This is a genomic window from Streptomyces sp. WM4235, from assembly GCF_001279725.1.
Classification (GTDB): domain Bacteria; phylum Actinomycetota; class Actinomycetes; order Streptomycetales; family Streptomycetaceae; genus Streptomyces.
The window spans coordinates 18,233-43,221 of record NZ_LGDE01000428.1; the positions used below are offsets into that span (position 1 = coordinate 18,233).

A 24,989-nucleotide genomic window follows, 5' to 3' on the forward strand; every position below is an offset into this window, starting at 1 on the left:
CCGTACGACCGAACCTGACGGACCGTCAACTACGGGGTCGGGCCGGATTGGCAGCTCGGACACCAGTAGGTGGGCCGGTCGTCCTGCGGGGCCTCGCGGACCGGGGTGCCGCAGCGCAGGCAGGGGCGGCGCAGGCGGCCGTAGACGAACAGGTCCTGCCCGGGGCGGCGACTGCCGGTGGTGTTGCGGTGGCCGTCGTGGCCGCCGCGCTCGCCGATGTTGGCGCGCAGGAGCCGGTGCGCGGCCCCGGCGAGCCGGACGGTCGTGACCTCGGGGTCGGGGAGGGCGCCCACCGGGGTCCACGGGGTCACCTGGGCCAGGAAGCAGAGCTCGGACTTGTAGATGTTGCCGATGCCGGCCAGGTTGCGTTGGTCGAGGAGGGCCTCGCCGAGGGGGCGGTCGGGGGCGGCGAGGAGGTTCGCGGCGGCCCGGGCGGCATCCCAGTCCGGGCCGAGGAGGTCCGGGCCGAGGTGGCCGACGACGCGTTCCTCGTCGGCGGTGCGGATCAGTTCCACGACGGGGAGGCGGTAGCCGACGGCGGTGGAGTCGGCGGTGCCGAGGACGACGCGGATCTCGTGGACGGGGCCCCCGCGCCACTTCGCGGCCGCGGGGAAGACGTGCCAGGCGCCGTCCATGCGGAGGTGCGTGTGGAGGGTGAGGCCGTCGTCCCCGTCGCCCCCCTCGAAGCGGGCCAGGAGGTGCTTGCCGCGGGGGATGACGTCGAGGGTGGTGCGGCCCGTGAGGTCGGCGGTGGCGAAGCGGGGAACGCGCAGGTCGGAGCGCGTGAGCCGTTTCCCGGCCAGGGCCTCGTGGAGGCGGGCCGCCGCGCGCCAGACGCTGTCTCCTTCGGGCATGGGCCCATTGTCGACCTCGGGGCGGGGATTCTGTGCCGCACCCCGGTGTACGGCGAGCCCCCGCGGCCGTTCGCCGCGGGGGCCCGAGTGGCGGCTGGGCCTACTTCCAGGTGAGGCCCTTCTTGTCGCTCAGGGAGTTGTAGGGCTCGCCCCAGTACTCGGCGCCGACCACCTTGGTCTGGGCCGAGGGGGCCAGGGCGACGGCGCAGTTGGTCTGCGACTTGCCGTTGGTGAAGTCGCGCGGCAGCGAGTCGTCGTCACACTTCTCGAACGTGCCGATGATCGAGAGGCCCTGGGCCTCGCTGCCGTCCGGGAGGAGGCCCTTGATGTGGCCCACGGAGGTGTGCGACAGATCGGTGGTGCCGACGTTCTTGACCGAGTAGCGGATGTAGTACGGAACCATCCCCTTGACCTTGTCGCCGAGCTTGAGCGCGGCGAGGTCGGAGGCCTGGCCCTGCTCGATGCCGGTCACGGTGAGGGCGATGGTGCCGGCCTTCTCCGTGCCGTACTTGAACGGGACGGTGGCCGCCTCGCCGATCTTGAAGCTCTGGCCGGACTTGGCGGTGCCCGCGGTCCCGGGGGCCGGTGCGTCGCCGCCTCCGGCCGACGGGGAGGCGCTCGTGTCGGGCTCCGCGGACTTGGAGGGCTGGGCGGCGGACGGGGAGGACGCCGGCGCCGGGTCCTTCTCCTCGTTGCCGCTCTTGCAGCCGGTCAGAGCCAGGCCGACGACCGCCAGGCCGATGAAGCCGACCGCGGTCCCGCGGGTGCCTATGCTGCTCACTGTTCTCGTCCCCCATGAATGTGCGTCGGGCATCTGGATGTGCGTCGGGCATCGCGTCGAACGCGACGCCTTATGCGATCTTGATAACGCACAAAAGGCCGCGATTGCCAGGTGGGCGGGGTCTCGTGACGTGTTCAGTACAAGACCGGCACACTTGGGTCCGTTTCGTGGAGATCAGTTGCGCAGCCGCAGGCCCCGCGGGGTCGCATGGAAGCCGGCAGCCTCCAGGGCCGGCCCCAGGGGCGAGGTCAGCGCCGGCGCGGCATTGATCCGCTCCACCGTCAGGGCGGGGACGGTGCCCGCGCGCGAGGCCGCGACGAGCGCCGCCGTCGCCGCGGCGAGGCGCGGGTCCTCCGCCGGCGGCCAGGCCAGCAGGGTCTTGCCACCACGCTCCAGATACAGCGTGAGTTCACCGTCGACCAGCACCACGAGGGAGCCCGCCTTGCGGCCCGGCTTGTGGGTGGCGTCGGCCGGGGGCTCCGGCCAGGGCAGGGCAGCGCCGTACGCGTTCGCCGGGTCGGCCGCGGCCAGGACCACCGCCGCCAGGGGAGGCGGGGTGCGCTCGGCAGCGCGCAGCCGGTCCACCGCGCCGTCCATCGCGAACTGGGCCGCACCCAGACCCTCGACCACATACCCCCGGCGGGCCTGACCGCTGTCCTCGAAGGCCGACAGGACGCGGTAGACCGCGCTGAAGCCGCCCTGCACCCCCTCCGCCGCGACCGCGCCCCGGGTGACCACCCCGTGCCGGTCCAGCAGGGTGCGGGCCAGGGCGTGGGCCCGGTGGGTGGGGTCCGGGGCGTGCGTCGGCAGGAGGGACCAGCGACCCGAGACCGTGGGCGGGCCCGTACGGGACACGGTGGCGCCGAGGGTGCCGTAGCGGCCGCGCGGGACGGTGCGCCGCGCCCGATGGGCGGTGGCCCCCGCCGTGCGCCCCGAACCCAACAGGGACCGCAGCGGGGCCAGGGTGTCGTTGGTCAGCCGGCCCGACCAGGCCAGGTCCCAGACGGCGGAGGAGAGTTCGGCGTCCGAGACCGCGGGGTGCCCGGCCCGCACGGCCTCGGTGAGCTGGCGGAAGAACAGGCCGTACCCGCCCGATAGGGCGTCCAGGACGGCCTGGTGGATCGGGGTCGTCTCCAGCGGATGCGCCGGCGGGAGGAGCAGGGGCGCCGTCTCCGCGAGGTAGAGGGAGACCCAGCCGTCCTTGCCGGGCAGTGCCCCGGCGCCGGCCCAGATCACCTCGCCGGTGGTGGTCAGTTCGTCCAGCAGGGTCGGGGAGTAGCCCGCGACCCGGGAGGGCAGGATCAGGCGCTCCAGTGCGGAGGCCGGCACCGGGGCCCCCTGGAGTTGCTCCACCGCCCGGGCCAGGCCGTCGATCCCGCGCAGGGTCCCGCCCAGGTGCTGCCACTGCGGCAGGAACGTGGCCAGCGCCGTCGGCGGTACGGGCTCCAGCTCCTGCCGGAGCGCCGCCAGCGAGCGGCGACGCAGCCGGCGCAGCACGGCCGCGTCGCACCACTCCTGACCGATGCCGGCCGGATGGAACTCGCCCTGGACCACCCGGCCCGACGCGGCGAGCCGGTGCAGGGCGCCGTCGGTGACGGCCCCGCCCAGACCGAGGCGGGCGGCGGCCGCGGCCGTGGTGAACGGTCCGTGGGTGCGGGCGTACCGGGCCAGGAGATCGCCGAGCGGGTCCTTGACCGGTTCGGTGAACGCCTCGGGGACCCCGACCGGGAGCGCGGTGCCCAGGGCGTCGCGCAGCCGGCCCGCGTCCTCGATCGCGGCCCAGTGCTCGGCTCCGCCGATCCGTACCCGGATGGCCCGGCGGGCGGCGGCGAGTTCACCGGCCCAGGAGGACTCGGCCCCGCGCTCGACCAGTTCGGCGTCGGTCAGCGGGCCCAGCATGCGCAGCAGGTCGGCCACCGACTCGGCGTCCTTGGCCCGGCGGTCCTCGGTGAGCCACTGGAGCTCCCGCTCCAACTCCTCCAGCACCGAGGCGTCGAGCAGCTCGCGCAGCTCCGCCTGGCCGAGGAGTTCGGCGAGCAGGCGGGAGTCCAGGGAGAGCGCGGCGGCTCTGCGCTCGGCCAGCGGCGAGTCGCCCTCGTACAGGAACTGGGCGACATAGCCGAAGAGGAGGGAGCGGGCGAACGGCGAGGGCTCGGGTGTGGTGACCTCGACCAGGCGGACCCGGCGCGCCTCGATGTCCCCCATCAGCTCGGTCAGGCCCGGCACGTCGAAGACGTCCTGGAGGCATTCCCGTACGGCTTCCAGCACGATCGGGAAGGAACCGAACTCCGAGGCCACCTGGAGGAGTTGCGAGGCGCGCTGGCGTTGCTGCCACAGCGGGGTGCGCTTGCCCGGACTGCGGCGCGGCAGCAGCAGGGCGCGGGCGGCGCACTCGCGGAACCGGGAGGCGAACAGGGCCGAGCCGCCCACCTGGTCGGTGACGATCTGGTTGATCTCGCCATGGTCGAAGGCGACGTCGGCGGCGCCCAGCGGGGCCTTCTCGTCGTCGAACTCGAAGGAGCGGTCGGGCTGCGCGGGGTCGTGGTCCAGCAGGTCCATGCTCAGGAGGTCGGCGTCCGGCAGGCGCAGCACGATGCCGTCGTCGGCGTGCATGACCTGCGCGTCCATTCCGTACCGCTCGGCGAGGCGGGCGCCGAGGGCGAGCGCCCACGGGGCGTGCACCTGCGCACCGAAGGGGGAGTGGACCACGACCCGCCAGTCACCCAGCTCGTCGCGGAACCGCTCCACCACGATGGTGCGGTCGTCGGGGACGTGGCCGCAGGCCTCGCGCTGCTCGGAGAGGTACGCGAGGACGTTGTCCGAGGCCCAGGCGTCCAGGCCGGCCGCCAGGAGGCGCAGTCGGGCGTCCTCGTCGCTCAGGGCCCCCAGCTCGCGCAGGAACGCGCCGACGGCGCGGCCCAGTTCGAGGGGGCGGCCCAGCTGGTCGCCCTTCCAGAAGGGCAGCCGCCCGGGAACCCCCGGGGCGGGCGACACCAGGACCCGGTCCCGGGTGATGTCCTCGATCCGCCAGGAACTGGTGCCCAGGGTGAAGACGTCCCCGACGCGCGACTCGTAGACCATCTCCTCGTCGAGCTCACCGACCCGGCCGCCGCCCTTCTTCGGGTCCGCGCCCGCGAGGAAGACGCCGAACAGGCCCCTGTCCGGGATCGTGCCGCCGGAGGTTACCGCCAGCCGCTGGGCGCCCGGCCGGCCGGTGATCGTCCCTGCGACCCGGTCCCACACCACGCGCGGTCGCAGTTCGGCGAACGCGTCCGACGGGTAGCGGCCCGCCAGCATGTCCAGGACCGACGTGAACGCAGAGTCGGGCAGCGCCGCGAACGGCGCGGCCCGCCGCACCAGGGCCAGCAGGTCGTCCAGTTGCCAGGTGTCCATGGCCGTCATCGCGACCAGCTGCTGGGCCAGGACGTCGAGCGGATTGGACGGGACGCGCAGCGCCTCGATCGAACCGGTGCGCATCCGCTCGGTGACCACCGCCGCCTGCACCAGGTCCCCCCGGTACTTGGGGAAGACCACACCCGTGGAGACCGCGCCCACCTGGTGTCCGGCGCGGCCCACGCGCTGGAGCCCGGAAGCGACCGAGGGCGGGGACTCGACCTGCACCACCAGGTCCACCGCGCCCATGTCGATGCCCAGTTCCAGGCTGGAGGTGGCGACCACGGCAGGCAACCGGCCCGCCTTGAGGTCCTCCTCGACCAGCGCCCGCTGTTCCTTCGACACCGACCCGTGGTGTGCGCGGGCCAGCACCGGCGGGGCGCCCCGCGCGGCCCCCGACTGGGCCATGATCTCCGCCGGCGGGGCGTCCTCGGGCAGCTTCTCACCCGTGGCGCGCTCGTACGCGATCTCGTTGAGCCGGTTGCAGAGCCGCTCGGCGAGCCGGCGGGAGTTGGCGAACACGATCGTCGAGCGGTGCGCCTGGACGAGGTCCGCGATCCGCTCCTCCACATGCGGCCAGATGGACGGCTTGTCGCCGCCGTCCTTGCCCTCGGACGCGGGGGAGCCCCCCAACTCGCCCATGTCCTGGACGGGGACGACCACCGACAGGTCGAACTCCTTCGTCGAGGGCGGCTGGACGATCTCCACCTTGCCGCGCGGCGCCAGGTACCGGGCCACCTCGTCCACCGGGCGGACCGTCGCCGACAGGCCGATCCGGCGGGCCGGACGCGGCAGCAGTTCGTCCAACCGCTCCAGCGACAGGGCGAGATGGGCGCCGCGCTTGGTCCCCGCGACCGCGTGCACCTCGTCCAGGATCACCGTCTCGACGCCCGCCAGGGCGTCCCGGGCGGCCGAGGTCAGCATCAGGAACAGGGACTCGGGGGTGGTGATCAGGATGTCCGGCGGTCGGGTCACCAGGGACCGGCGCTCGGCGGGCGGGGTGTCCCCGGAACGGATGCCGACCCGGATGTCCGGCTCCGGCGACCCCAGCCGGACGGACTCCTGCCGGATGCCGGTCAGCGGGCTGCGGAGATTGCGCTCCACGTCGACGGCCAGCGCCTTCAGCGGCGACACGTACAACACCCGGCAGCGCTTCTTCGGCTCGGCGGGCGGCGGGACGGACGCCAGCCGGTCGAGGGCCGCCAGGAAGGCCGCCAGGGTCTTCCCGGAGCCGGTGGGCGCCACGACGAGCACGTCCGATCCGGCGCCGATCGCCCGCCAGGCACCCTCCTGCGCGGCCGTGGGCATGTCGAAGGCCCCCGTGAACCACGAGCGGGTCGCGGGGGAGAACGAGTCGAGCGCGCTACCGGACATGCCCCCATCGTGCACCCGGCCACTGACAACCGGCCGGACCTGCGCAAACGTGCCGCGCTCCCGGGGCGCAGAATGGGGGGATGGGCACGGACGAGGGCCGCCGGGAATGGGCACGGCACTGGCGGCACGCGGAGCTGCCGGGCCTGGACCTGCTGCGCGCCCACTACGTACGGCACACCTTCCCGCGCCACGCCCACGACGGCTACGTCATCGCGGCCGTCACCGGCGGCATCGAGGAGATCGGCCTGCCCGGCACCACCCTGCGCGCCGGCCCGGGCAGCGTGGTCCTGATCAACCCCGAGGTCCCGCACACGGCCCGCGCCGGCGTTCCCGAGGGCTGGGCGTACGCCACCCTCTACCCGTCCCGGGAGCTGATCACCGAGGTCGCCGCCGAGATCGGCACCCTGCGGGGAACGCCGGGCTTCACGGTCGACATGGTCACCGATCCGCACACCTCCCGGGTGATCGCCGAGGTGCACCGGGCCGCCGAGGCCGGCAACGCGCTGGCCGCCGACACCCTGCTGCGGGGCGCGGTCGCACGGATGCTGACCCGGCACGCCGGACCGCTGCCGGCCCGCGAGTCGCGCCGGGCGGGCGCCTCGGACGCCGAACGGGCCCGGAGCGTCCTGGAGGACCGGATGGCCGAGCCGCCCTCGCTGGAGGGGCTGGCGACGGAACTGGGCACGAGCCCGTTCGCCCTGCTGCGGGCCTTCCGGGAGCGGTACGGAATGCCCCCGCACACCTGGCTCACCGACGCCCGGGTCCGCCGGGCGCGCCGGCTGCTGGACGCGGGCACCCCGCCCGCCGAGGCGGCGGTCGCCGTCGGCTTCACCGACCAGCCGCACCTGAACCGCCACTTCACCCGGATCGTGGGCGTGCCCCCGGGCGCCTACCGGCGGGAGCGGGCCGCCTGGGGCCCCGTCCCGTAGGCGGCGGGTCCGCGCCCGAGGCGAGAAGGACGGAACGCGGGGATCCGGGCCGCAAGAACGTACAAGACCGGACCGTCCCTCCCCGCTTAGGTTCGCGGGGTGGGAGAACATCAGATGGTGATACGAGAGGCCCCCGACGAAGGGGTCGTCGACAAGCCGCGGGCCGCCGTCGTCCGGGACGCCCTCGGTGTCGGCGTGGCCGTCGGGCTGTCCGGATTCGCGTTCGGCGTGACGGCGGCCGGGGCGGGCGTCAGCGTGCTCCAGGCCTGCGTGCTGAGCCTGCTGGTGTTCACCGGGGCCTCGCAGTTCGCGCTGGTCGGGGCGCTGGCGGCGGGCGGGAACCCGTTCACCGCCGCCGCCGGGGCCTTCTTCCTCGGCACCCGCAACGCCTTCTACGGGCTGCGGCTGTCCCAGCTGCTGGCCCTCCCCAAGGCGGTACGGCCCTTCGCCGCGCACTGGGTGATCGACGAGACCACCGCGGTGGCCCTGGCCCAGCCCGACCGGAAGTCGGCGCGACTCGGCTTCACCGTGACCGGGCTGACCCTGTACGCCCTCTGGAACCTGACCACGCTGCTGGGCGCCCTCGGCGCCGAGGCCATCGGGGACACCCGCGTGTGGGGTCTGGACGCCGCCGGGCCCGCCGTGTTCCTGGCCCTGCTCGCGCCGATGCTGAAGACCTCCACCGAGCGGGCGGTGGCCGCCCTCGCCCTGGTGCTCGGGCTGGGCCTGCTGCCCGTGCTGCCCTCCGGGGTGCCCGTGCTGATCGCGGCGCTGGCCGCGCCGATCGTGCTGTGGATGAAGGGACGCCGCTCGTGAACGTCTGGATCGCCATCGCGGTGACCGTCGTCGGCTGCTACGCGGTCAAACTCGTCGGTCTCCTCGTCCCCGCCGAGGCCCTGGAACGGCCCTCGGTACGCCAACTCGCCGCGCTGCTGCCCGTCGCCCTGCTCGCCGCGCTCACCGCCCAGCAGACCTTCAGCACCGGGCAGGAACTGGTACTGGACGCCCGGGCCGCAGGGCTGGCCGCCGCCGGGATCGCCCTGCTGCTGCGTGCCCCGTTCCTGGTGGTGGTCGGGGCCGCGGTCGCCGTCACCGCGGGGCTGCGGGCCCTGACCGGGTGACCGGGGCGAGCGGACGACCGTACGCCCGCAGGGTCAGCAGCGCCTCGACCGTGGCGATGGGCCGTCGCTCCAGGGAACTGCCCGGGGCCCAGGCCCTGCGACGCACCGGCCAACCGCCGTCCTGCTGCTGCTCGGCCGTGAGGAAGTCCAGGGCGCGCTCCATCTCCGCGTCGGTGAACCACCCCCGCGCCAGCGACTCCGGGCGGCGCGCGAAGTCGTACGGGAACAGCCGTTCGCCCGGCGCGTAGCCCGCGGCCGGAGGCTGCTCCTCGCGGCGTTCCGGATCCAGCACGACGAGCCCCCGCTCCCGCACCAGCCGCCCGAGCCGGTCCGCGGCCGCCGCCGCGCGCCCCCGGTCGGGCACCCCGTCGAGGAAGGCGACCGCGCTCTGGATCTCGTACGGATGCGAGTGGCGCAGGGTCTCGACCCGGTCCCAACAGAAGTCCGTGGCCCGGAACAGCCACGCGTGCCAGACCCGGTTGCGGTGGAGCAGGCCGACGACGGGCCCCGTGGTCAGCAGCTCGCTCGGGGGATCGTCGCGCATCGGGTGGTAGGGGGCCGCCGGGTAGTCGCGCGGGGCCGGGAAGACCAGGGGGAGCGCGCCCTCCGGGGTGGAGACCAGGGTCAGGTGGCGGCAGAGCCGCTCGATGCGCCGGCCCGTGCAGCGGCCCAGGGCGTCGAGGACGCGCAGGGCGTGCGCGGTGTGCAGGGGCTGGCTCAGCGGGCCGCGCAGGTCCGGGTCCAGCGCGTGACCGTAGCCCCCGTCCTCGCCCAGGTACGCGCCGAGGGCGGCGTCCACCGCGTCGGCGTCCCCGCCGAGGAAGTGGAACGCGAACCGGCGCTGCTCCAGCACCCGGGCGGTGAGCCAGATGAACTGCTCGGCACGGGCCAGCGGGGCGGTCGGCGCCGGTGACGCCGCCGGGGCCAGCGAGGAAGCTTCGTCTCCAGGCATGCGTGAAACCGTAGGGCGCACGGATGCGGCGGCGGGGCCCGAACGCGGTCGGTGCACTCTCCGGGGCGCGATACTGGTGGCATGCGGTTGACGATTTTCTGGGAACGGATGGCCGAGCACTTCGGCGCGGGCTACGCGGACTCCTTCGCGCGCGACCACGTCATGACGGAACTCGGCGGACGCACCGTCCACCAGGCCCTCGACGCCGGCTGGGAGGCCAAGGACGTGTGGCGCGCGGTGTGCGCGGCGATGGACGTGCCGGCCTCGCTGCGCTGAGCCGCACGCCCGTTTCCTCACAAGCGCCGCAGGTGGGACACACTGGGCGGCGTGGCAGCGACAGAAGAGACGACCGAACAGCCCGCGCCGGCCCCCGCCGATCCCGAAGACCGGCCGCGTGACGGCGGCCCGGACCGGGTGCCGTCGCCCGCAGGGGGCCCGGCCGAGGCGCGGATGCCGCGGTGGTTGCCGCGCGCGGTGATCCTCGTACTGGCCCTGGTCGCCTGTTTCCAACTCGGCAGCTGGGCCTTCCATCAGCTCATCGGGCTGCTCGTCAACATCCTGATCGCCTTCTTCCTCGCCCTCGCGATAGAGCCCGCGGTGGCGCGGATGGCGGCCCGCGGCATGCGCCGCGGGTTCGCCACCTTCCTGGTCTACCTGGGCGTTCTCGTCGCGACCGCGGGATTCGTCGCGCTGCTCGGCTCGATGCTCGCCGGGCAGATCGTGGACATGGTGGAGGGCTTCCCGAAGTACCTGGACTCGGTGATCGGATCGATCAACGACACCTTCCACACCGAACTGTCCCGGCTGTCGATCCAGGACAGCCTGCTGCACTCGGACTGGTTGCAGAAGTACGTGCAGAACAGTGCGACCGGCGTGCTCGACGTGTCCGCCACCGTCCTCGGCGGACTCTTCAGGCTGCTGACGATCGGGCTGTTCTCCTTCTACTTCGCCGCGGACGGTCCGCGACTGCGGCGCGCGCTGTGCTCCGTGCTGCCGCCCGGCAAGCAGTCGGAGGTGCTGCGCGCCTGGGAGATCGCCGTCGCCAAGACGGGCGGGTACCTCTACTCGCGCGGGCTGATGGCGCTGATCTCCGGGATCGCGCACTACATCCTGTTCGCGGTCCTCGGTGTGCCCTACGCGCCCGCCCTCGCGGTGTGGGTGGGGCTGGTGTCCCAGTTCATCCCCACCATCGGTACCTACCTGGCGGGCGCGCTGCCGATGCTGATCGCCTTCACGATCGACCCCTGGTACGCGCTGTACGTCCTCGGGTTCGTGGTGGTCTACCAGCAGTTCGAGAACTACGTGCTCCAGCCCAAGCTGACGTCGCGGACCGTGGACATCCATCCGGCGGTCGCCTTCGGCTCGGTCATCGCGGGCACCGCCCTGCTCGGCGCGGTCGGGGCGCTCATCGCGATCCCCGCCGTCGCCACGCTCCAGGCCTTCCTCGGCGCGTACGTGAAGCGGTACGAGCTGACGGAGGGCGCGGACGCGTCTACTTCTTCCCGTCCGCGTCGGCGAGTACGGCTGCCAGGGCTTCGGTGACGTTCGCCTCGACGCCGGCCTTGTCGACGCCCAGGCCGCTCAGCACGCCCTCGCCGTTCTCCAGCTCCAGCAGGGCGAGCAGGAGGTGCTCGGTACCGACGAAGTTGTGGCCCAGCCGCAGGGCCTCGCGGAAGGTGAGCTCCAGGGCCTTCTTGGCGCCGGCGTCGAAGGGGACGAGGTCGGGTACCTCCGCGACGGCCTCCGGCAGCGCCGCGCCGGCGGCGGCGCGGACGTCGTCCGTCGCGACCCGCTGGGCCCGCAGGGCCCGAGCGGCGAGCGACTCGGGGTCCGCGAGCAGACCGAGGACCAGGTGCTCGGTGCGGATCTCGGTGTTGCCTGCGGCGCGGGCCTCGTTCTGCGCGGTCATCACGACATTGCGGGCGCGGGGGGTGAATCGGGCGAAGCCCTGCGCGGAGTCGAGGTCGCCTTCGGCGCCGTCGCCCTTGTCGCTCTTGGGGACGAAGCGCTTCTGGGCGGCCTGGCGGGTGACGCCCATGCTGCGGCCGATGTCGGTCCAGGAGGCGCCGGAGCGGCGGGCCTGGTCGACGAAGTGGCCGATGAGGTGATCGGCGACGTCCCCGAGCGCCTCGGCGGCGACGACGGCGCCGCTGAGCTGCTCCAGGGTGTCGGAGTGGACCTTCTTGATGGCCTCGATGAGGTCGTCGAGGCGTACCGGATTGGTCATGCGAACGGGTTCCACGGGAGGGTTCGTCATGGAGGCAACCGTAGGTTGACAGTCACGCGACTGTCAACCATGGGTTGTCACTCGCGTGACTGGCCGCGGCCCCGACCGGGGGTCGGCGCGGTCGGATCGGGAGAGGTGCGGCGTGCCCGCAGGGCCGACTGCCACGTTCGGCGCGCCACGTTCCGTATCGGATCGGCTACGTTACGCACGTGCGCGATGGGCGCGCCCGGAGTGGAGGAGACCGCAGTGACGACATCGGAAGACGAGCGGACGGGCGGCCCCGAGGCCCGGCTCGGATTCGAGCCCGGCCAGGTCGTCCAGGAGATCGGCCTGGGCGACGACGTCGACGAGGAGCTGCGCGCGGGCATCGCGCGGGTCATCGGCCAGGAATTGGTCGGCGAGGACTACGACGACGTCGTGGACGTCGTCCTCCTGTGGTTCCGGGAGGAGGACGGCGACCTCACCGACGGGCTCGTCGACTGCATCGCGCTGCTGGAGGACGGTGGCGTGATCTGGCTCCTCACCCCGAAGGTCGGGCTGGACGGACACGTGGAGCCGAGCGACATCGCCGAGGCCGTGACGACGGCCGGCCTCTCGCAGGCCCGACCCGTCAGCGTGACCAAGCGCTGGGCCGGAGCCAGGCTCACCACCCCCAAGTCCCGGAGGTAGGGCGGGCGGCGGCGACGTTTGTCCGGTGACCGGTCGACCCATCCGAGGGATGGGTCGACCGGTCTCTCGCGTTCGGTCGCGTCGCGTCGGCGGGCGGGATCGCGCGGGGGTGTGGGGGTTCGGATCCGGCCACCCCTTCGGTGATAACGCCTTTCGTCGACTCGCCACGCCCTCTTGTGGGTTGGTCGTGACCTCTTAACAATGCGCATGACAACCGAAGGATCTTCGGTCGCATTGTCACGGGCGAACCCAGCCCTCGATTCGAGAGGGGAACCCCCCACGTGAACAAGCCTCTCGCCGGCGCCCTGCTCTCCGTGCTCCTGATCGGAGCGGCGGCGGCCCCGGCCGTGGCCTCCGTACCCCTGGAGGAGAAGGCGGCCCCGGCCGTCGCCGTCACCTTCGCGGGAACGGTCGCGCTCAGCAACTGTTCCGGCTCCGTCGTGCGCGCCCCCGCCTCCCAACCGAACGACCCCGCCCTGGTCCTCTCCAACGGACACTGCCTGGAGACCGGCTTCCCGGCGGCCGGCGAGGTCGTCAAGGACCGGGCGTCCAACCGCTCCTTCTCGCTGCTCAACGCCTCGGGTTCCAAGGTGGCGACCCTCAGGGCAAGCAAGATCGCGTACGGCACGATGACCGACACGGACGTGTCGATCTACCAACTCACCAAGACTTACGCGCAGATACAGAGTCAGTACGGCATCGGCGCGCTCACCCTCAACGACGTGCGCCCGGTGCAGGGCTCGGCGATCAAGGTGGTGTCGGGGTACTGGAAGCGCACCTACAGCTGCAACGTCGACGGGTTCGCCTACCGGCTCAAGGAGGGCGAGTGGACCTGGAAGGACTCGGTCCGCTACACCTCGGCCTGCAACACCATCGGCGGCACCTCGGGCTCGCCGGTGATCGACACGACGACGGGCAAGGTCGTCGCCGTCAACAACACCGGTAACGAGGACGGCGGCCGGTGCACCGACAACAACCCGTGTGAGGTGGACCAGAACGGCAACGTGACGGTCCGTCGGGGCATCAACTACGCCCAGGAGACGTACGCGATCGTCCCCTGCATAGGCGCCGGCAACGTGATCGACCTGAACCGCCCCGGCTGCACGCTGCCCAAGCCGTAGCGCTCCGCGTCCGCCCGTCGCCGCGTCCGCCGTCGTACCGGTGCGCGCGGGGGCGGGCGGTCGCCCGTCGCCGCCCGGGGCGGCCGCCGCATCGCCGCCCCGACCGCCTCAGGCCGGAAGCAGCACGGCCGCGGCGATCTCGCGGACCCGGTCGAGGGTGATCCCGGTGCGCTGCTCGACGGCGAGGGGGTGTGCGGTGGGCTCCAGCTCGATGAAGGGGCGCCGCCCCACCGGGCGCGTATGGCAGGTCGTCCTCAGGTTGACGGTGCCGGGGGAGTAGAGCGCGAGTTCCGTGCTGAGCCAGCCGAAGTACGGCTTCTCGGCCTCGCGGCCCTCCGTGTGCCACAGGTCGAGGGCGCGGCCGAAGTTCTCCTTGCTGAGCGAGATCCAGACGCCCCACGAGAAGACGTGGCCGCTGTCGACCACGGGTATCTCGATCAGACCCCTGATGAAGAAGTGCCGACCCTGGATGACGCACTGCTCCGACGACAGCGTGCTGTCCGGATCGGCCTCGAAGCCGGGATTCCAGGCCTCGGGCGCCGGTGTCGAGTAGCTCAGGGGGAGCTCCGCGTGGTGCTCGCCGCAGCGTGAACACGTGAATCCGAGATCGTTGGCCATGCCGCGAGCCTAATGACCGGACCCGGGTGAGAGGCTCCCGGGCCGCCGCCCGCCCGGCGCCCGGCTGTCTTGCGCTCGCCCGAAGGACCGCCCGTCGCCCCGCCCGCCGGACCGCCGCGTGTGCCGGGTGCGACGGAGTGGCTGCTTCCGAATCCTTGTTCGCCGGCCCGCCCGAGGGGTGGGTCGGCGCGCCCTCCTCGCGTCCGCGCCGGCCGTCACGGCAGGTCGGAGGGGAGTGGGGCGGGGTGGGCGTGGTGCGCTTGACAGGGAAATCGAACATCCATTCTCATGAGTTATCCACAGCTGAGCAGTGCGTGGGAGCGCATTGTCAGTGGCAGGCGTTAGCGTCAATGGCGTGAAGCGATCGACTCAAGCAAATCGGGTGGAACCCATGGCAGGCACCGACCGCGAGAAGGCTCTCGACGCCGCTCTCGCACAGATTGAACGGCAATTCGGCAAGGGTGCGGTCATGCGCCTCGGCGACAAGCCGAACGACCCCATCGAGGTCATCCCCACCGGGTCGACCGCGCTGGACATCGCCCTGGGCGTCGGCGGGCTCCCCCGCGGCCGTGTGATCGAGGTGTACGGACCGGAGTCCTCCGGTAAGACCACCCTGACCCTGCACGCCGTGGCCAACGCACAGAAGGCGGGCGGCACCGTCGCCTTCGTGGACGCCGAGCACGCGCTGGACCCCGAGTACGCCAAGGCCCTCGGCGTCGACACCGACAACCTCATCCTGTCCCAGCCGGACACCGGCGAGCAGGCGCTGGAGATCGTGGACATGCTGGTCCGCTCCGGTGCCCTCGACCTGATCGTCATCGACTCCGTCGCGGCGCTCGTGCCGCGCGCCGAGATCGAGGGCGAGATGGGTGACTCCCACGTGGGTCTCCAGGCCCGACTGATGAGCCAGGCGCTCCGGAAGATCACCGGTGCCCTCAACCAGTCCAAGACCACCGCCATCTTCATCAACCAGCTCCGCGAGAAGATCGGCGTCATGTTCGGCTCGCCGGAGACCACCACCGGTGGTCGCGCGCTGAAGTTCTACGCCTCGGTGCGTCTCGACATCCGCCGTATCGAGACCCTGAAGGACGGCACGGACGCGGTCGGCAACCGCACCCGCGTCAAGGTCGTCAAGAACAAGGTCGCGCCGCCGTTCAAGCAGGCCGAGTTCGACATCCTCTACGGCCAGGGCATCAGCCGCGAGGGCGGCCTGATCGACATGGGCGTGGAGCACGGCTTCGTGCGCAAGGCCGGCGCCTGGTACACGTACGAGGGCGACCAGCTCGGCCAGGGCAAGGAGAACGCCCGCAACTTCCTGAAGGACAACCCGGCCCTCGCCGACGAGATCGAGCGGAAGATCAAGGAGAAGCTGGGCGTGGGCGTGCGCAAGGTCGCCGAGGCCCCCGCCGAGACCGGCGCGGACGCCCCCGCCGATGCCGCGGCCGTGCCCGCTCCGGCATCGAAGGCGAAGACGACGGCCAAGGCCGCCGTAGCCAAGAGCTGACCCGTGCGGGAGCAGGAAAGGGGCGGCGGAGCCGGTCGGGAGGGCCGCCGGGAGGGCGGCCGCGAAGCCCGCGGTGCGCTGCCGCCCCAGAGTCCCGAGGAGCAGGCGCGGGCGATCTGTCTGCGCCTGCTCACCGGGATGCCGCGAACCCGGCGGCAACTCGCGGACGCCCTGGAGAAGCGGGGCATCCCCGAGGAGGTGTCACAGGAGGTCCTCTCCCGGTACGAGGAGGTGGGCCTGATCGACGACGCCGCCTTCGCCGGTGCCTGGGTGGAGTCCCGCCACCGCGGTCGGGGCCTGGCGCGACGGGCGCTCGCGCAGGAGCTGCGGACCAAGGGAGTACACGCCACCCTCGTACAGGAGGCGCTGGAACAACTGGACTCCGAGCAGGAGGAAGAGACGGCCCGGGAGCTCGTGGAGCGCAAGCTCCGCTCGACCAGGGGCCTGGAGCGGGACAAGCGGATCCGGCGCCTCGCCGGGATGCTGGCCCGCAAGGGGTACCCGGAGGGCATGGCCCTGCGGGTGGTCCGCCGCGCGTTGGAGACGGAGGACGTCGACGACGTCGACGCCCCGGAGTACCCCGGCGGCTGAACCGGTCCCCGGCCCGGCCCGCAGGGGGACGGGCGGCGGGCCGGCGCGGCGGCCGAGAGCGGGCCGGCGGCCTACACGGACAGGCAGGCCGGGCCGGCGCCCCGCGGGTCGGCGCGCCCGGGCCGGTGCGTGCGGGGCCGGTGCGTGCGGGGGTGCGTCAGACGGCGGTGGTGGGGAGGCCGGCCGATCTCCAGGCCTGGAAGCCGCCCGTCAGGTCCGTCGCCCGATGGAGCCCCAGGGCGTGGAGGGAGACCGCGGCCAGGGTGGAGGCGTAGCCCTCGTTGCAGATGACGACGACCCCGATGTCATGGCTCGTCGCCTCGGGCAGCCGGTGCGACCCCTGGGGGTCGAGGCGCCACTCCAGTTCGTTGCGTTCGACGACCAGCGCGCCCGGGATCAGACCGTCACGCTCGCGCAGCGCCTGGTACCGGATGTCGACGAGGAGCGAGCCCTCGCGGGAGGCGGCGTACGCCTGCTCCGGCGAGACCCGGGCGTAGGTGGTCCTGAGGCGGTCGACGAGGGCGTCGATGCCCTCCGGTACGGCGCTCACTGCCAGTCCGCCGGACGCTCGACGTGCTCCAGCCGCAGGACCTGCCCGCTGCGGCTGTAGCGGCGGATCAACGGGAGCGGAGGGTAGTACGCGTGGACGGAGACGGCGTGCTCGGCCGGGGACTCGTTGAGCACCTCGTGCACGTGGTGCAGGCCGAAGCCGCGGCCCGTGCCCTCCGTCAGGTCGCGCCTGCGGTCCACGTCGGGGGTGAGTTCCAGGGACTTCCAGCCCTCGGAGGGAAGGCGGACGGCCAGGGAGTGCTCGGTGAGCCGGCCGCGCGCGGTGGCGAACGCGCCCCGCGATTCGGCGTGGTCGTGCCAGCCGGTGCCGGTGCCCGGAGGCCAACCGATCAACCAGGCCTCGCTGCCGCCGGGCCCGTCCAGCCGTACCCACGTACGGCCTTCGGGGTCGAGCGGGAGCGAGCCCACGATCTCGGGGTCCGCCGTGGTGCGCAGCGCGAAGTCGAGAAGCTCGGCGGTCGTCGGACCGGCCGAGATCAGGGTGGGGGAAGACATGGAATGACCGTCCTGGAGGTTCGCGAAGGTGCGCGCGGGCCCGGAAGGGCACGGGGCGCGCGGGGGAAAGGGCGAATCAACAGGAAGGGCGACACACGCAGCCCGCGTAGCGGAGCAGGTCCATGTGAACCCTCCGCCACAGGCGTACGTCGTTGCCGGTCATGTCCGCGAGTGAAGCACGTGAGCGGGAGACCGGTCAATCGATCACGGAGGTGGGAGCGGTCACGGCCGGGGTGATCGAGGGCGCGCGCGCCGGTTCGGGCGCCCCGCAGCGGACGGCGTCCGCCGCCTCGTACAGCTCGGCCGGTCGGACCCCCGCGAAGGTCGCCGCCAGATGCCCGTCGGGCCGTACCAGCAGCACGGTGTGCGCCGGAGCACCCGGATAGCTGTCCGCGACCAGCAGGTCCGCACGCGTCGGGAGCGCGCTGACCGCCGCCGCGAGACGGGGCATCAGACCGGCGCCGAGCCAGTGGCGGCGGTCCCAGACCCCGGTCCCCGGGGCGACGAGGAGCACCAGCAGCCGGCCCCGCCCGAGCAGGTCGCGCAACGGCACGGTGGTGCCGTCGGGAGCGGTCACCGGGACATCGGCCACCGGGCCGCCCGGTTCCGTGGCCGTCGGGACCTCCCGTACCGCCACCGGAGGGGCGTACGCGGGCTCCGCGCCCAGCGGTCCCCGGCCGAGGTGGCCGTCGGTGAGCAGGCCCTCGGCGGAACGTGCCGCACCGGGGAGGTAGGTGCGCAGGCCGCCCCCGCCGCGCAGCGCCGGCATGGCCTGGTCGGCGGCGCGCAGCCGGGCGGCGACCGCCCTGCGCCGCTCGTCCTCGTACCCGTCGAGCAGCGCCTCGGAGGCCCCCTGGTGCCAGGCCACCGCCAGCCTCCAGGCCAGGTTCTCGGCGTCCCGCAACCCCTCCTCGACGCCCTGGGTGCCGAGCGCGCCCAGCAGGTGCGCCGCGTCCCCGGCGAGGTAGGCCCGGCCGTCGCGCCAGCGCCGGGCGAGCCGGTGGTGCAGGGTGTGCACCCCGGTGTCGATCAGGTCGTACGGGGGAGTCGTGCCCCCGCACCACGCCGCGAGGGTGTCCCGGATGAGGGTCACCAGGGCGTCCGGGGTGACGAGTTCGCCGCGCGAGGGGAGCAGCCAGTCCAGCCGCCACACCCCGTCGGGCAGCGGTCGGGCGGTGACCTCGTGGTCCGCGCCGCGGTACAGCAACGCCTCGCCGGGCCAGGGGAGTTCGGTACGGAGCGCGGCCACCGCGTGCCGTTCCACGGCGGTCCGGCCGGGGAAGCGGATCCCGAGCAGCTTGCGGACGGTGGAACGGGCCCCGTCGCAGCCCACGAGGTGGCTGCCGCGCCACCAGGTCGTCTCCCCGCCCCGGGTGTGCGCGGTGATGCCGCGCTCGTCCTGTTCCAGGGCGTCCAGCCGACAGTCGGTCACCAGCCGGACCAGCGGGTGCGCGCCGGCGGCGTCCCGCAGTCCGCGCGTCAGGGCGTGCTGGGGCAGGTGCAGCGGGGCCGGATGGTCCTCGAAGGTGATCCGACGCGAGTCCCGGCCGCGCCGCATGGTGCGCCACGCGGCGAAGTAGGCGCCCTCGTCGCGCAGCGTCGTACAGCCGAGTCGGTGTGCCATCGCGGCGGTGTCGGCGTGCAGGACGACGGAGCGGGCGGGGCGCGGGTCGTCCTTGCCCGGGCCCTCGTCGAGTACGACGGTGGGTACGCCCGCGCCGGCCAGCGCGAGGCAGAGCGCGAGCCCGACGGGGCCCGCGCCGACGACGATCACCGGGTCCATGACGCGGCTCCCGATGTCCGGTATGTGATCACACAACGTATGCAACCGACTGGAAGTGCCTGCGTCAAGTGACACTCGTCGGCGCAACGCGGTGTGGTGCGGCGGAAGGTCTCCGCCGCACCACACAGGCTACGCACCATGACTGACTTGGTGTCAGTCGACCCGTCGGTCAGGCGCCACCACTGTTCGCGCCGGTGGCCATGTCGTCGACCCGCGCCGGGACCACGGCGCCGGTGCTCCGCTTGGACTTGCGCTGCCGGCTCTCCATCCAGGACGCGAAACTGGTGAGGGCGAAGTTGACCGCGACGTAGATCAGCGCGATCACCACGAAGGTCGCGATCGTGTTGCTGTAGTTCGCCGAGATCTGCCGGGACATCGACATCAGCTCGCCGAGGCCGAGCACCGTGCCGCCGAGCGCGGTGTCCTTGAGGATCACGACCAGCTGGCTGACCAGGGCCGGCAGCATCGCGGTGACGGCCTGCGGGATCAGCACGTGGACCATGGTCTGGCCCTTGCGCATGCCGATCGCCTTGGCGGCGTCGGTCTGCCCGTTCGGGAGGGACAGCACGCCCGCCCGGACGATCTCGGCGATGACCGAGGCGTTGTACAGCACCAGGCCCGTGACCACCGCGTACAGCGGGCGGACGTCGGAGGACACACCGGTGTACTGGACGTACAGGGCGTAGCCGAACAGCATCAGCATGAGCACCGGGATGGCGCGGAAGAACTCGACGAACGCGCCGACGGGCGTCCGGACCCAGGCGTGGTCGGACAGTCGGCCGATACCCAGCAGGGCGCCCAGCGGCAGGGCGATCACCATGGCGATCACGCCGGCCTTGAGGGTCTCCAACAGGCCGGGGATCAGGAACGTCGTCCAGATCTGGCTGTCGGTGACGAAGGGGCTCCACTTGTCGGCGTCGAGCTGGTTCTTGTCGGCCATGAGTCCCAGCGCCCACCACACGGCGAGGCCGAGGAGCACGAGGAAGACGCCGGAGTAGATCCAGTTCCGGGCCTTCGCCTTCGGACCCGGTGCGTCGTACAGCACGGACGTCATCGCTTCACCGCCGCTCGCTTGGCCACCCAGCCCAGCAGCAGGCCGGTGGGCAGGGTCAGCAGGACGAAGCCCAGGGCGAAGACCCCGAAGACGGCGAAGAGCGCGTCGGCCTCGTTCTCGATCATTTCCTTCATCAGCAGGGCCGCTTCGGCCACGCCGATGGCCGCGGCCACCGTGGTGTTCTTGGTGAGCGCGATCAGTACGTTGGTGAGCGGCGCGATGACCGCCCGGAAGGCCTGGGGGAGCACGATCAGCCGGAGCACCTGGAAGAAGCTCAGGCCCAGCGCGCGCGCCGCCTCGGCCTGGCCCACGGGCACCGTGTTGATGCCCGAGCGCAGTGCCTCACAGACGAAGGTGCCGGTGTAGGCCGTCAGTCCGAGGACCGCCAGTCGGAAACCGGTCTCCTTGAACGTGGTGCCGCCCAAGGTGATGCCGAGGGTCTCGCTGAGACCCAGCGAGCAGCCGATGATCACCAAGGTCAGCGGGGTGTTGCGCACCACGTTGACGTACGTGGTGCCGAAGCCGCGCATCAGCGGGACCGGGCTGACCCGCATTCCCGCCAGGGCGGTGCCCCATATGAGGGACCCGATCGCCGAGTAGAGGGTGAGCTGAACCGTCACCCAGAAGGCTCCGAGCACGTCGTACTGCCCGGAATCAAGAAAGTCGAACACGTTGCCCTGCGCTCTCCCCAGGATGGCCGGTGAGGGGCGCCACCGCCCGCGGCAGGCGGGCGGCGACGCTCCTCACCGAGGAATCAGCTGCCTTCGGTGATCTGCGGGGCAGGCTCGTTCTTGTAGCCGGCGGGGCCGAAGTTCGTCTTCACGGCCGCCTCCCAGGCACCGTCCGCGACCATCTTCTTGAGCGCGGCGTTGATCTTGGTCTGGAGCTCCTTGTCGCCCTTCTTCAGACCGATGCCGTAGTTCTCGTTGCTCAGGCTCAGCCCGGCCAGCTTGAACTTGCCCTTGTTCTTCTCCTGCGCGGCGTAGCCGGCCAGGATCGAGTTGTCCGTGGTCAGGGCGTCGACGGCCTTGCTCTCCAGGGCGGTCAGGCACTCGGAGTAGCCGGCGTTCTGCTTGAGGTCGGCCTCGGGGGCCAGCTTCTCCTTGACGTTCTGCGCCGAGGTGGAGCCGGTGACAGAGCAGAGCTTCTTCTTGTTCAGGTCCTCGGGCTTGGTGATCGACGTGTCGTCGGCACGGACCAGCAGGTCCTGGTGCGCGAGGAGGTACGGGCCGGCGAAGTCGACCTTCGCCTTGCGCTTCTCGTTGATCGAGTAGCTCGCGACGACGAACTTCACGTCACCGTTGGAGATCAGGTTCTCGCGCTCGGCGCTGATGGCCTGCTTGAACTCGATCTGGTCGGGCTGGTAGCCGAGTTCCTTGGCCACGTAGGTCGCCACGTCGACGTCGAACCCGGTGAACTTGCCGTCCGGGTTCTTCAGACCGATGCCGGGCTGGTCGAACTTGATGCCGATGACGACCTTGTCCTTCTTGGCGCCACCGCTCGAACCGGCGTCACCGGACGCCTTGTCGCCGCTGCCGCCACAGGCGGTCGCGGTCAGGGCGAGAGCCACGGCCGCGGCGACGGCCGCTCCGGCCTTGTAAAGCTTCATGGTGAACTTCCCTCGGATGAGACGTGGTTGAACGCCGAACGAGACGTGTCGCGTCGGCGGGCCCGGTCGTGTCAGGGTTCTGACACCGGATCACTACCAGACGAGACCGTCAGTGATGCAGGATCTTCGACAGGAAGTCCTTGGCGCGGTCGCTGCGGGGGTTGCTGAAGAACTGCTCGGGCACCGCCTCTTCGACGATCTTTCCGTCGGCCATGAAGACGACCCGGTTGGCGGCGGAGCGGGCGAAGCCCATCTCGTGCGTGACGACCACCATGGTCATCCCCTCCCGGGCGAGCTGCTGCATGACCTCCAGCACCTCGTTGATCATCTCCGGGTCGAGAGCCGACGTCGGCTCGTCGAACAGCATCACCTTCGGGTCCATCGCCAGCGCGCGGGCGATGGCCACGCGCTGCTGCTGACCACCGGAGAGCTGCGCCGGGTACTTGTCCGCCTGGGAACCGACGCCGACGCGGTCGAGCAGCGCCTTCGCCTTCTCCGTCGCCTCCGCCGCGTTCGTCTTGCGGACCTTCAGCTGGCCCAACATGACGTTCTGCAGGACCGTCTTGTGCGCGAACAGGTTGAACGACTGGAAGACCATGCCGACATCGGCTCGCAGTCGCGCCAATTCCTTGCCCTCGGAAGGCAGTTCCTTGCCGTCGACCGTGATGGTTCCCGAGTCGATGGTCTCCAGCCTGTTGATCGTCCGGCACAACGTGGACTTGCCCGATCCCGAGGGACCGATCACCACGACGACCTCACCGCGGGCAATGCTCAGATCGATGTCCTGAAGCACGTGCAGCGCGCCGAAGTGCTTGTTGACGTTGCTCAGTACGACCAGGCTGTCCGCGGCAGCGGCCGCGTCCTGTACGTCCTTGGTCACTGATACTCCGCTCATCGGCTTCTTGCTCCGTCCTCCGTCGGTTGGGAGGACAGTAGTGACGAGGCGCGCACACCGTCATCACATCTGAGGGAGAATTGAGCATAACGATCCGGCCTCGCCCGGATACGCTCCGTGCGCGACGCCCGCGACGGCGCCCCTGTACTCGTACCGGGTACATAACGGAAGACTCGCGCAAGCGGAACTCCCTTGACGTGGGACTCTGCATCAGCGTGGATGCATGGTGGCCATGAAACCGACATGACGCCGCAATGAAACCGCCACTACGGCGCCACCCCGCCGACCGGACGGGACGGACGAGGGAAGGGTGACGCAGTGAGACTGCTGCTCGTCGAGGACGACGACCACGTCGCCGCCGCGCTGTCCGCGATCCTCGCCCGGCACGGCTTCCGGGTGACCCACGCCCGCAACGGCGAGGAGGCGCTGCAGGCGCTCCTGCCGGCGGACGCCCCGCCCTTCGGCGTGGTCCTGCTCGACCTGGGCCTGCCCGACCAGGACGGCTACGAGGTGTGCGGAAAGATCCGCAAGCGCACCGCCACCCCCGTGATCATGGTGACCGCGCGTGGTGACGTGCGCTCACGCATCCACGGCCTGAACATGGGCGCCGACGACTACGTGGTCAAGCCCTACGACACCGGCGAACTCCTCGCCCGGATCCACGCCGTCGCCCGGCGCACCGGCGCCTCCGAGGAGGCCGCCGCCACCGGCACCGGGGCCCCCGCCATCGTCCGACTCGGTCCGGTCAGCATCGAACTGCCCACCCGCCGGGTCATCGTCGACGGCGCCGACGTACCGCTCACCCGCAAGGAATTCGACCTGCTGGCCCTGCTCGCACAGCGGCCCGGCGTCGTCTTCCGCCGCGAACAGATCATCAGCGAGGTGTGGCGCACCAGCTGGGAAGGCACCGGCCGGACCCTGGAGGTCCACGTCGCCTCGCTGCGCTCCAAGCTGAGCATGCCCGCACTCATCGAGACCGTCCGCGGTGTGGGCTACCGGCTCGTCACCCCGGCCGGCCCCTAGCGGGGTCCCGTCGTGCGTGCCCGACTGCTTCCGCTCCTCGTCGTCCTGATGGCGGGCGTCCTGCTGGCGCTCGGCTTCCCGCTCGCCGTCAGCCTCGCCGCCGGACAGCAGCAGCGGGTCGTGGTCGACCGGATCGACGACAGCGCCCGCTTCGCCGCCCTCGCCCAGTTCGTCATCGACGCCGAGGGTTCCGGTTCCACCGGCGCCGACGAACGCCGCGACACCCTCCAACTGGAACTCGCCCGCTACCAGGAGCTGTACGGCATCCGCGTCGGCATCTTCTACCGCGACGACAACGCCATGGCCCGCGCGCCCGGCTGGTGGCAGCTCCCCGATTCCAGGGAAGGGCGCCGGGCCTTCGAGGATGCCCTCGCCGGACGCCGCAGCCACGACCCGGGCCAGGTGTGGCCCTGGCAGACCGACGGCAGACTCCTCGTCGTCTCCCCGGTCGTCCTCGACGGCGACGTCGTCGCCGTCGTCGCCACCGAATCGCCCACCGACCAGATGCGGGGCCGGATCCTGCAGGGATGGCTCCTCATCGCGGGCGGCCTCGCCGCCGCCATGCTGGTCGCCTTCGGAGCCGCGCTGCGGCTCACCAGCTGGGTGCTCAAGCCCGTCCAGACCCTGGACGCGGCCGCCCACGGCATCTCCACCGGCAAGATGAACTCCCGGGTCGCGGCCGACAGCGGACCGCCGGAACTGCGACGACTGGCCCACTCGTTCAACGAGATGGCGGACAACGTCGAAGAGGTGCTGGAGCAGCAGCGGGCGTTCGTCGCGGACGCCTCCCACCAACTGCGCAACCCGCTCGCCGCGCTGCTCCTGAGGATCGAACTCCTCGCCCTCGAACTGCCCGAGGGAAACGAGGAGATCGCCTCCGTGCGCACCGAGGGCAGACGCCTGACCCAGGTCCTCGACGACCTGCTCGACCTGGCGCTGGCCGAGCACGCCGCCGCCGAGATCTGCCTGATCGACATCGGCGGGCTGGCCGCCGAGCGGGTCACCGCGTGGCGCCCCTTCGCCGAGGACAAGGGCGTGGAGCTCACCGAGCCCGGCCCCGAGGCCGTCACCGGCTGGGCCGACCCCATCGCCCTGTCCAGCGCCCTCGACGCCGTCATCGACAACGCCCTCAAGTTCACCCCCCGGGGAGAGCGCGTCGAGGTCGAGGTCTCCACCGAGGGGCGCCTCGCGCTCGTCACCGTCGCCGACCGGGGCCCCGGGCTCACCCCCGAGGAACTGGTGCGCGTCGGCGACCGCTTCTGGCGCAGCGGACGCCACCAGAACGTCAAGGGATCCGGGCTGGGCCTGTCCATCTCCCGCGCACTGCTCGCCTCGGGCGGCGGGTCCCTCGCGTACGAGACGAACCCGCCGCACGGACTGCGGGTGACGGTGGCCGTGCCGCACACCGACCCCCACGCGGACTAGC

The 24,989-nt window shown here is 72.0% G+C and carries 25 protein-coding genes; 11 read left to right on the plus strand and 14 right to left on the minus strand.

The window, feature by feature from the left end:
* Nucleotides 1-29: 29 nt before the first annotated feature.
* The 3 genes from ADK55_RS26100 to ADK55_RS26110 all read right to left on the minus strand — a co-directional run bounded on the left by ADK55_RS26100 (nucleotide 30) and on the right by ADK55_RS26110 (nucleotide 6,402).
* Nucleotides 30-854 (minus strand): Fpg/Nei family DNA glycosylase, encoded by an 825-nt coding sequence (locus ADK55_RS26100; RefSeq protein ID WP_053682247.1) that lies wholly within the window; start codon nucleotides 852-854, stop codon nucleotides 30-32.
* Nucleotides 855-954: 100 nt separating this feature from the next.
* Nucleotides 955-1,635 (minus strand): hypothetical protein, encoded by a 681-nt coding sequence (locus ADK55_RS26105; RefSeq protein WP_053682248.1) that lies wholly within the window; start codon nucleotides 1,633-1,635, stop codon nucleotides 955-957.
* A gap of 174 nt (nucleotides 1,636-1,809) precedes the next feature.
* Nucleotides 1,810-6,402: an ATP-dependent helicase gene (locus ADK55_RS26110; protein WP_053682249.1), complete on the minus strand. Its 4,593-nt coding sequence runs from the start codon at nucleotides 6,400-6,402 to the stop codon at nucleotides 1,810-1,812.
* Nucleotides 6,403-6,482: 80 nt separating this feature from the next.
* Between ADK55_RS26110 and ADK55_RS26115 the strand changes: the two genes are divergently transcribed.
* The 3 genes from ADK55_RS26115 (at nucleotide 6,483) to ADK55_RS26125 (ending at nucleotide 8,452) form a co-directional block, all read left to right on the plus strand.
* Nucleotides 6,483-7,331 (plus strand): AraC family transcriptional regulator, encoded by an 849-nt coding sequence (locus ADK55_RS26115; protein ID WP_053682250.1) that lies wholly within the window; start codon nucleotides 6,483-6,485, stop codon nucleotides 7,329-7,331.
* A gap of 114 nt (nucleotides 7,332-7,445) precedes the next feature.
* Entirely contained in the window at nucleotides 7,446-8,147 is a 702-nt protein-coding gene (locus ADK55_RS26120; RefSeq protein WP_053682251.1) for an AzlC family ABC transporter permease, read from the plus strand.
* Nucleotides 8,144-8,452 carry an AzlD domain-containing protein gene (locus ADK55_RS26125; RefSeq protein WP_053682252.1) on the plus strand — a complete coding sequence of 103 codons (309 nt, stop codon included), beginning with the start codon at nucleotides 8,144-8,146 and terminating at the stop codon, nucleotides 8,450-8,452. Before ADK55_RS26120 ends, ADK55_RS26125 begins: the two co-directional genes overlap by 4 nt.
* Here ADK55_RS26125 and ADK55_RS26130 read toward each other — a convergent pair.
* Entirely contained in the window at nucleotides 8,421-9,404 is a 984-nt protein-coding gene (locus ADK55_RS26130) for a hypothetical protein (RefSeq protein WP_053682253.1), read from the minus strand. The genes ADK55_RS26125 and ADK55_RS26130 overlap by 32 nt on opposite strands.
* An 81-nt stretch (nucleotides 9,405-9,485) precedes the next feature.
* Between ADK55_RS26130 and ADK55_RS26135 the strand changes: the two genes are divergently transcribed.
* Nucleotides 9,486-9,680: a DUF3046 domain-containing protein gene (locus ADK55_RS26135; RefSeq protein WP_053682254.1), complete on the plus strand. Its 195-nt coding sequence runs from the start codon at nucleotides 9,486-9,488 to the stop codon at nucleotides 9,678-9,680.
* 174 nt (nucleotides 9,681-9,854) lie between these two features.
* Nucleotides 9,855-10,946, plus strand: coding sequence for an AI-2E family transporter (locus tag ADK55_RS26140; RefSeq protein WP_053682255.1), 1,092 nt, complete (start codon nucleotides 9,855-9,857; stop codon nucleotides 10,944-10,946).
* Here the strand turns inward: ADK55_RS26140 and ADK55_RS26145 are convergent.
* Entirely contained in the window at nucleotides 10,897-11,661 is a 765-nt protein-coding gene (locus tag ADK55_RS26145) for a Clp protease N-terminal domain-containing protein (RefSeq protein ID WP_053682256.1), read from the minus strand. The two genes, ADK55_RS26140 and ADK55_RS26145, sit on opposite strands and share 50 nt — an antisense overlap.
* A gap of 186 nt (nucleotides 11,662-11,847) precedes the next feature.
* Here ADK55_RS26145 and ADK55_RS26150 point away from each other — a divergent pair, with 186 nt between their 5' ends.
* On the plus strand, nucleotides 11,848-12,300 hold the full coding sequence (locus tag ADK55_RS26150) for a DUF3052 domain-containing protein (protein ID WP_053682257.1): 453 nt from the start codon (nucleotides 11,848-11,850) through the stop codon (nucleotides 12,298-12,300).
* Nucleotides 12,301-12,581: 281 nt separating this feature from the next.
* Nucleotides 12,582-13,421: a S1 family peptidase gene (locus tag ADK55_RS26155; RefSeq protein ID WP_053682258.1), complete on the plus strand. Its 840-nt coding sequence runs from the start codon at nucleotides 12,582-12,584 to the stop codon at nucleotides 13,419-13,421.
* A gap of 108 nt (nucleotides 13,422-13,529) precedes the next feature.
* Here the strand turns inward: ADK55_RS26155 and ADK55_RS26160 are convergent, their stop codons facing one another.
* Nucleotides 13,530-14,039, minus strand: coding sequence for a DUF2199 domain-containing protein (locus ADK55_RS26160; RefSeq protein ID WP_078999416.1), 510 nt, complete (start codon nucleotides 14,037-14,039; stop codon nucleotides 13,530-13,532).
* A gap of 391 nt (nucleotides 14,040-14,430) precedes the next feature.
* Here ADK55_RS26160 and recA point away from each other — a divergent pair, with 391 nt between their 5' ends.
* Nucleotides 14,431-15,543 carry a recombinase RecA gene (gene recA / locus ADK55_RS26165; RefSeq protein WP_053682259.1) on the plus strand — a complete coding sequence of 371 codons (1,113 nt, stop codon included), beginning with the start codon at nucleotides 14,431-14,433 and terminating at the stop codon, nucleotides 15,541-15,543.
* A gap of 3 nt (nucleotides 15,544-15,546) precedes the next feature.
* Nucleotides 15,547-16,134: a recombination regulator RecX gene (gene recX / locus ADK55_RS26170; RefSeq protein ID WP_078999418.1), complete on the plus strand. Its 588-nt coding sequence runs from the start codon at nucleotides 15,547-15,549 to the stop codon at nucleotides 16,132-16,134.
* A gap of 157 nt (nucleotides 16,135-16,291) precedes the next feature.
* Here the strand turns inward: recX and ADK55_RS26175 are convergent, their stop codons facing one another.
* From ADK55_RS26175 to ADK55_RS26205, 8 genes are all read right to left on the minus strand, one after another.
* Nucleotides 16,292-16,684 carry a rhodanese-like domain-containing protein gene (locus tag ADK55_RS26175; protein WP_053682260.1) on the minus strand — a complete coding sequence of 131 codons (393 nt, stop codon included), beginning with the start codon at nucleotides 16,682-16,684 and terminating at the stop codon, nucleotides 16,292-16,294.
* The gene (locus ADK55_RS26180; protein WP_053682261.1) at nucleotides 16,681-17,199 is read right to left on the minus strand and encodes a cysteine dioxygenase; all 519 of its coding nucleotides are present in this window, start codon (nucleotides 17,197-17,199) and stop codon (nucleotides 16,681-16,683) included. The genes ADK55_RS26175 and ADK55_RS26180 overlap by 4 nt, the downstream gene beginning before the upstream one ends.
* Nucleotides 17,200-17,275: 76 nt before the next feature.
* On the minus strand, nucleotides 17,276-17,362 hold the full coding sequence (locus ADK55_RS41045) for a putative leader peptide (protein ID WP_311318651.1): 87 nt from the start codon (nucleotides 17,360-17,362) through the stop codon (nucleotides 17,276-17,278).
* Between the two features lie 33 nt (nucleotides 17,363-17,395).
* Nucleotides 17,396-18,982 carry an FAD-dependent monooxygenase gene (locus ADK55_RS26185; protein WP_053682262.1) on the minus strand — a complete coding sequence of 529 codons (1,587 nt, stop codon included), beginning with the start codon at nucleotides 18,980-18,982 and terminating at the stop codon, nucleotides 17,396-17,398.
* Between the two features lie 169 nt (nucleotides 18,983-19,151).
* Nucleotides 19,152-20,036: an amino acid ABC transporter permease gene (locus ADK55_RS26190; RefSeq protein WP_053682263.1), complete on the minus strand. Its 885-nt coding sequence runs from the start codon at nucleotides 20,034-20,036 to the stop codon at nucleotides 19,152-19,154.
* A complete protein-coding gene (locus ADK55_RS26195; RefSeq protein ID WP_053682264.1) occupies nucleotides 20,033-20,707 on the minus strand; it encodes an amino acid ABC transporter permease in 675 nt (224 codons plus the stop codon). Before ADK55_RS26195 ends, ADK55_RS26190 begins: the two co-directional genes overlap by 4 nt.
* A gap of 83 nt (nucleotides 20,708-20,790) precedes the next feature.
* Complete coding sequence (locus ADK55_RS26200) at nucleotides 20,791-21,645, minus strand: glutamate ABC transporter substrate-binding protein (protein WP_053682265.1); 855 nt, start codon at nucleotides 21,643-21,645, stop codon at nucleotides 20,791-20,793.
* 109 nt (nucleotides 21,646-21,754) lie between these two features.
* Nucleotides 21,755-22,540 (minus strand): amino acid ABC transporter ATP-binding protein, encoded by a 786-nt coding sequence (locus ADK55_RS26205; RefSeq protein ID WP_053682266.1) that lies wholly within the window; start codon nucleotides 22,538-22,540, stop codon nucleotides 21,755-21,757.
* A 318-nt stretch (nucleotides 22,541-22,858) separates the two neighbouring features.
* Here ADK55_RS26205 and ADK55_RS26210 point away from each other — a divergent pair, with 318 nt between their 5' ends.
* The gene (locus ADK55_RS26210; protein ID WP_053682267.1) at nucleotides 22,859-23,563 is read left to right on the plus strand and encodes a response regulator transcription factor; all 705 of its coding nucleotides are present in this window, start codon (nucleotides 22,859-22,861) and stop codon (nucleotides 23,561-23,563) included.
* A 12-nt stretch (nucleotides 23,564-23,575) separates the two neighbouring features.
* A complete protein-coding gene (locus tag ADK55_RS26215; protein WP_053682268.1) occupies nucleotides 23,576-24,988 on the plus strand; it encodes a sensor histidine kinase in 1,413 nt (470 codons plus the stop codon).
* Nucleotide 24,989 lies beyond the last annotated feature (1 nt).

Coding starts and splice junctions, on each gene's coding strand:
- ADK55_RS26100 (WP_053682247.1), bottom strand. CDS start 854: ATGCCCGAAGGAGACAGCGTCTGGCGCGCGGCGGCCCGCCTCCACGAG.
- ADK55_RS26135 (WP_053682254.1), top strand. CDS start 9,486: ATGCGGTTGACGATTTTCTGGGAACGGATGGCCGAGCACTTCGGCGCG.
- ADK55_RS26205 (WP_053682266.1), bottom strand. CDS start 22,540: ATGAGCGGAGTATCAGTGACCAAGGACGTACAGGACGCGGCCGCTGCC.
- ADK55_RS26185 (WP_053682262.1), bottom strand. CDS start 18,982: ATGGACCCGGTGATCGTCGTCGGCGCGGGCCCCGTCGGGCTCGCGCTC.
- ADK55_RS26110 (WP_053682249.1), bottom strand. CDS start 6,402: ATGTCCGGTAGCGCGCTCGACTCGTTCTCCCCCGCGACCCGCTCGTGG.
- ADK55_RS26180 (WP_053682261.1), bottom strand. CDS start 17,199: ATGTCTTCCCCCACCCTGATCTCGGCCGGTCCGACGACCGCCGAGCTT.
- ADK55_RS26140 (WP_053682255.1), top strand. CDS start 9,855: ATGCCGCGGTGGTTGCCGCGCGCGGTGATCCTCGTACTGGCCCTGGTC.
- ADK55_RS26115 (WP_053682250.1), top strand. CDS start 6,483: ATGGGCACGGACGAGGGCCGCCGGGAATGGGCACGGCACTGGCGGCAC.
- ADK55_RS26200 (WP_053682265.1), bottom strand. CDS start 21,645: ATGAAGCTTTACAAGGCCGGAGCGGCCGTCGCCGCGGCCGTGGCTCTC.
- ADK55_RS41045 (WP_311318651.1), bottom strand. CDS start 17,362: ATGACCGGCAACGACGTACGCCTGTGGCGGAGGGTTCACATGGACCTG.
- ADK55_RS26145 (WP_053682256.1), bottom strand. CDS start 11,661: ATGACGAACCCTCCCGTGGAACCCGTTCGCATGACCAATCCGGTACGC.
- ADK55_RS26190 (WP_053682263.1), bottom strand. CDS start 20,036: ATGACGTCCGTGCTGTACGACGCACCGGGTCCGAAGGCGAAGGCCCGG.
- ADK55_RS26150 (WP_053682257.1), top strand. CDS start 11,848: ATGGGCGCGCCCGGAGTGGAGGAGACCGCAGTGACGACATCGGAAGAC.
- ADK55_RS26160 (WP_078999416.1), bottom strand. CDS start 14,039: ATGGCCAACGATCTCGGATTCACGTGTTCACGCTGCGGCGAGCACCAC.
- ADK55_RS26130 (WP_053682253.1), bottom strand. CDS start 9,404: ATGCCTGGAGACGAAGCTTCCTCGCTGGCCCCGGCGGCGTCACCGGCG.
- recA (WP_053682259.1), top strand. CDS start 14,431: ATGGCAGGCACCGACCGCGAGAAGGCTCTCGACGCCGCTCTCGCACAG.
- ADK55_RS26120 (WP_053682251.1), top strand. CDS start 7,446: ATGGTGATACGAGAGGCCCCCGACGAAGGGGTCGTCGACAAGCCGCGG.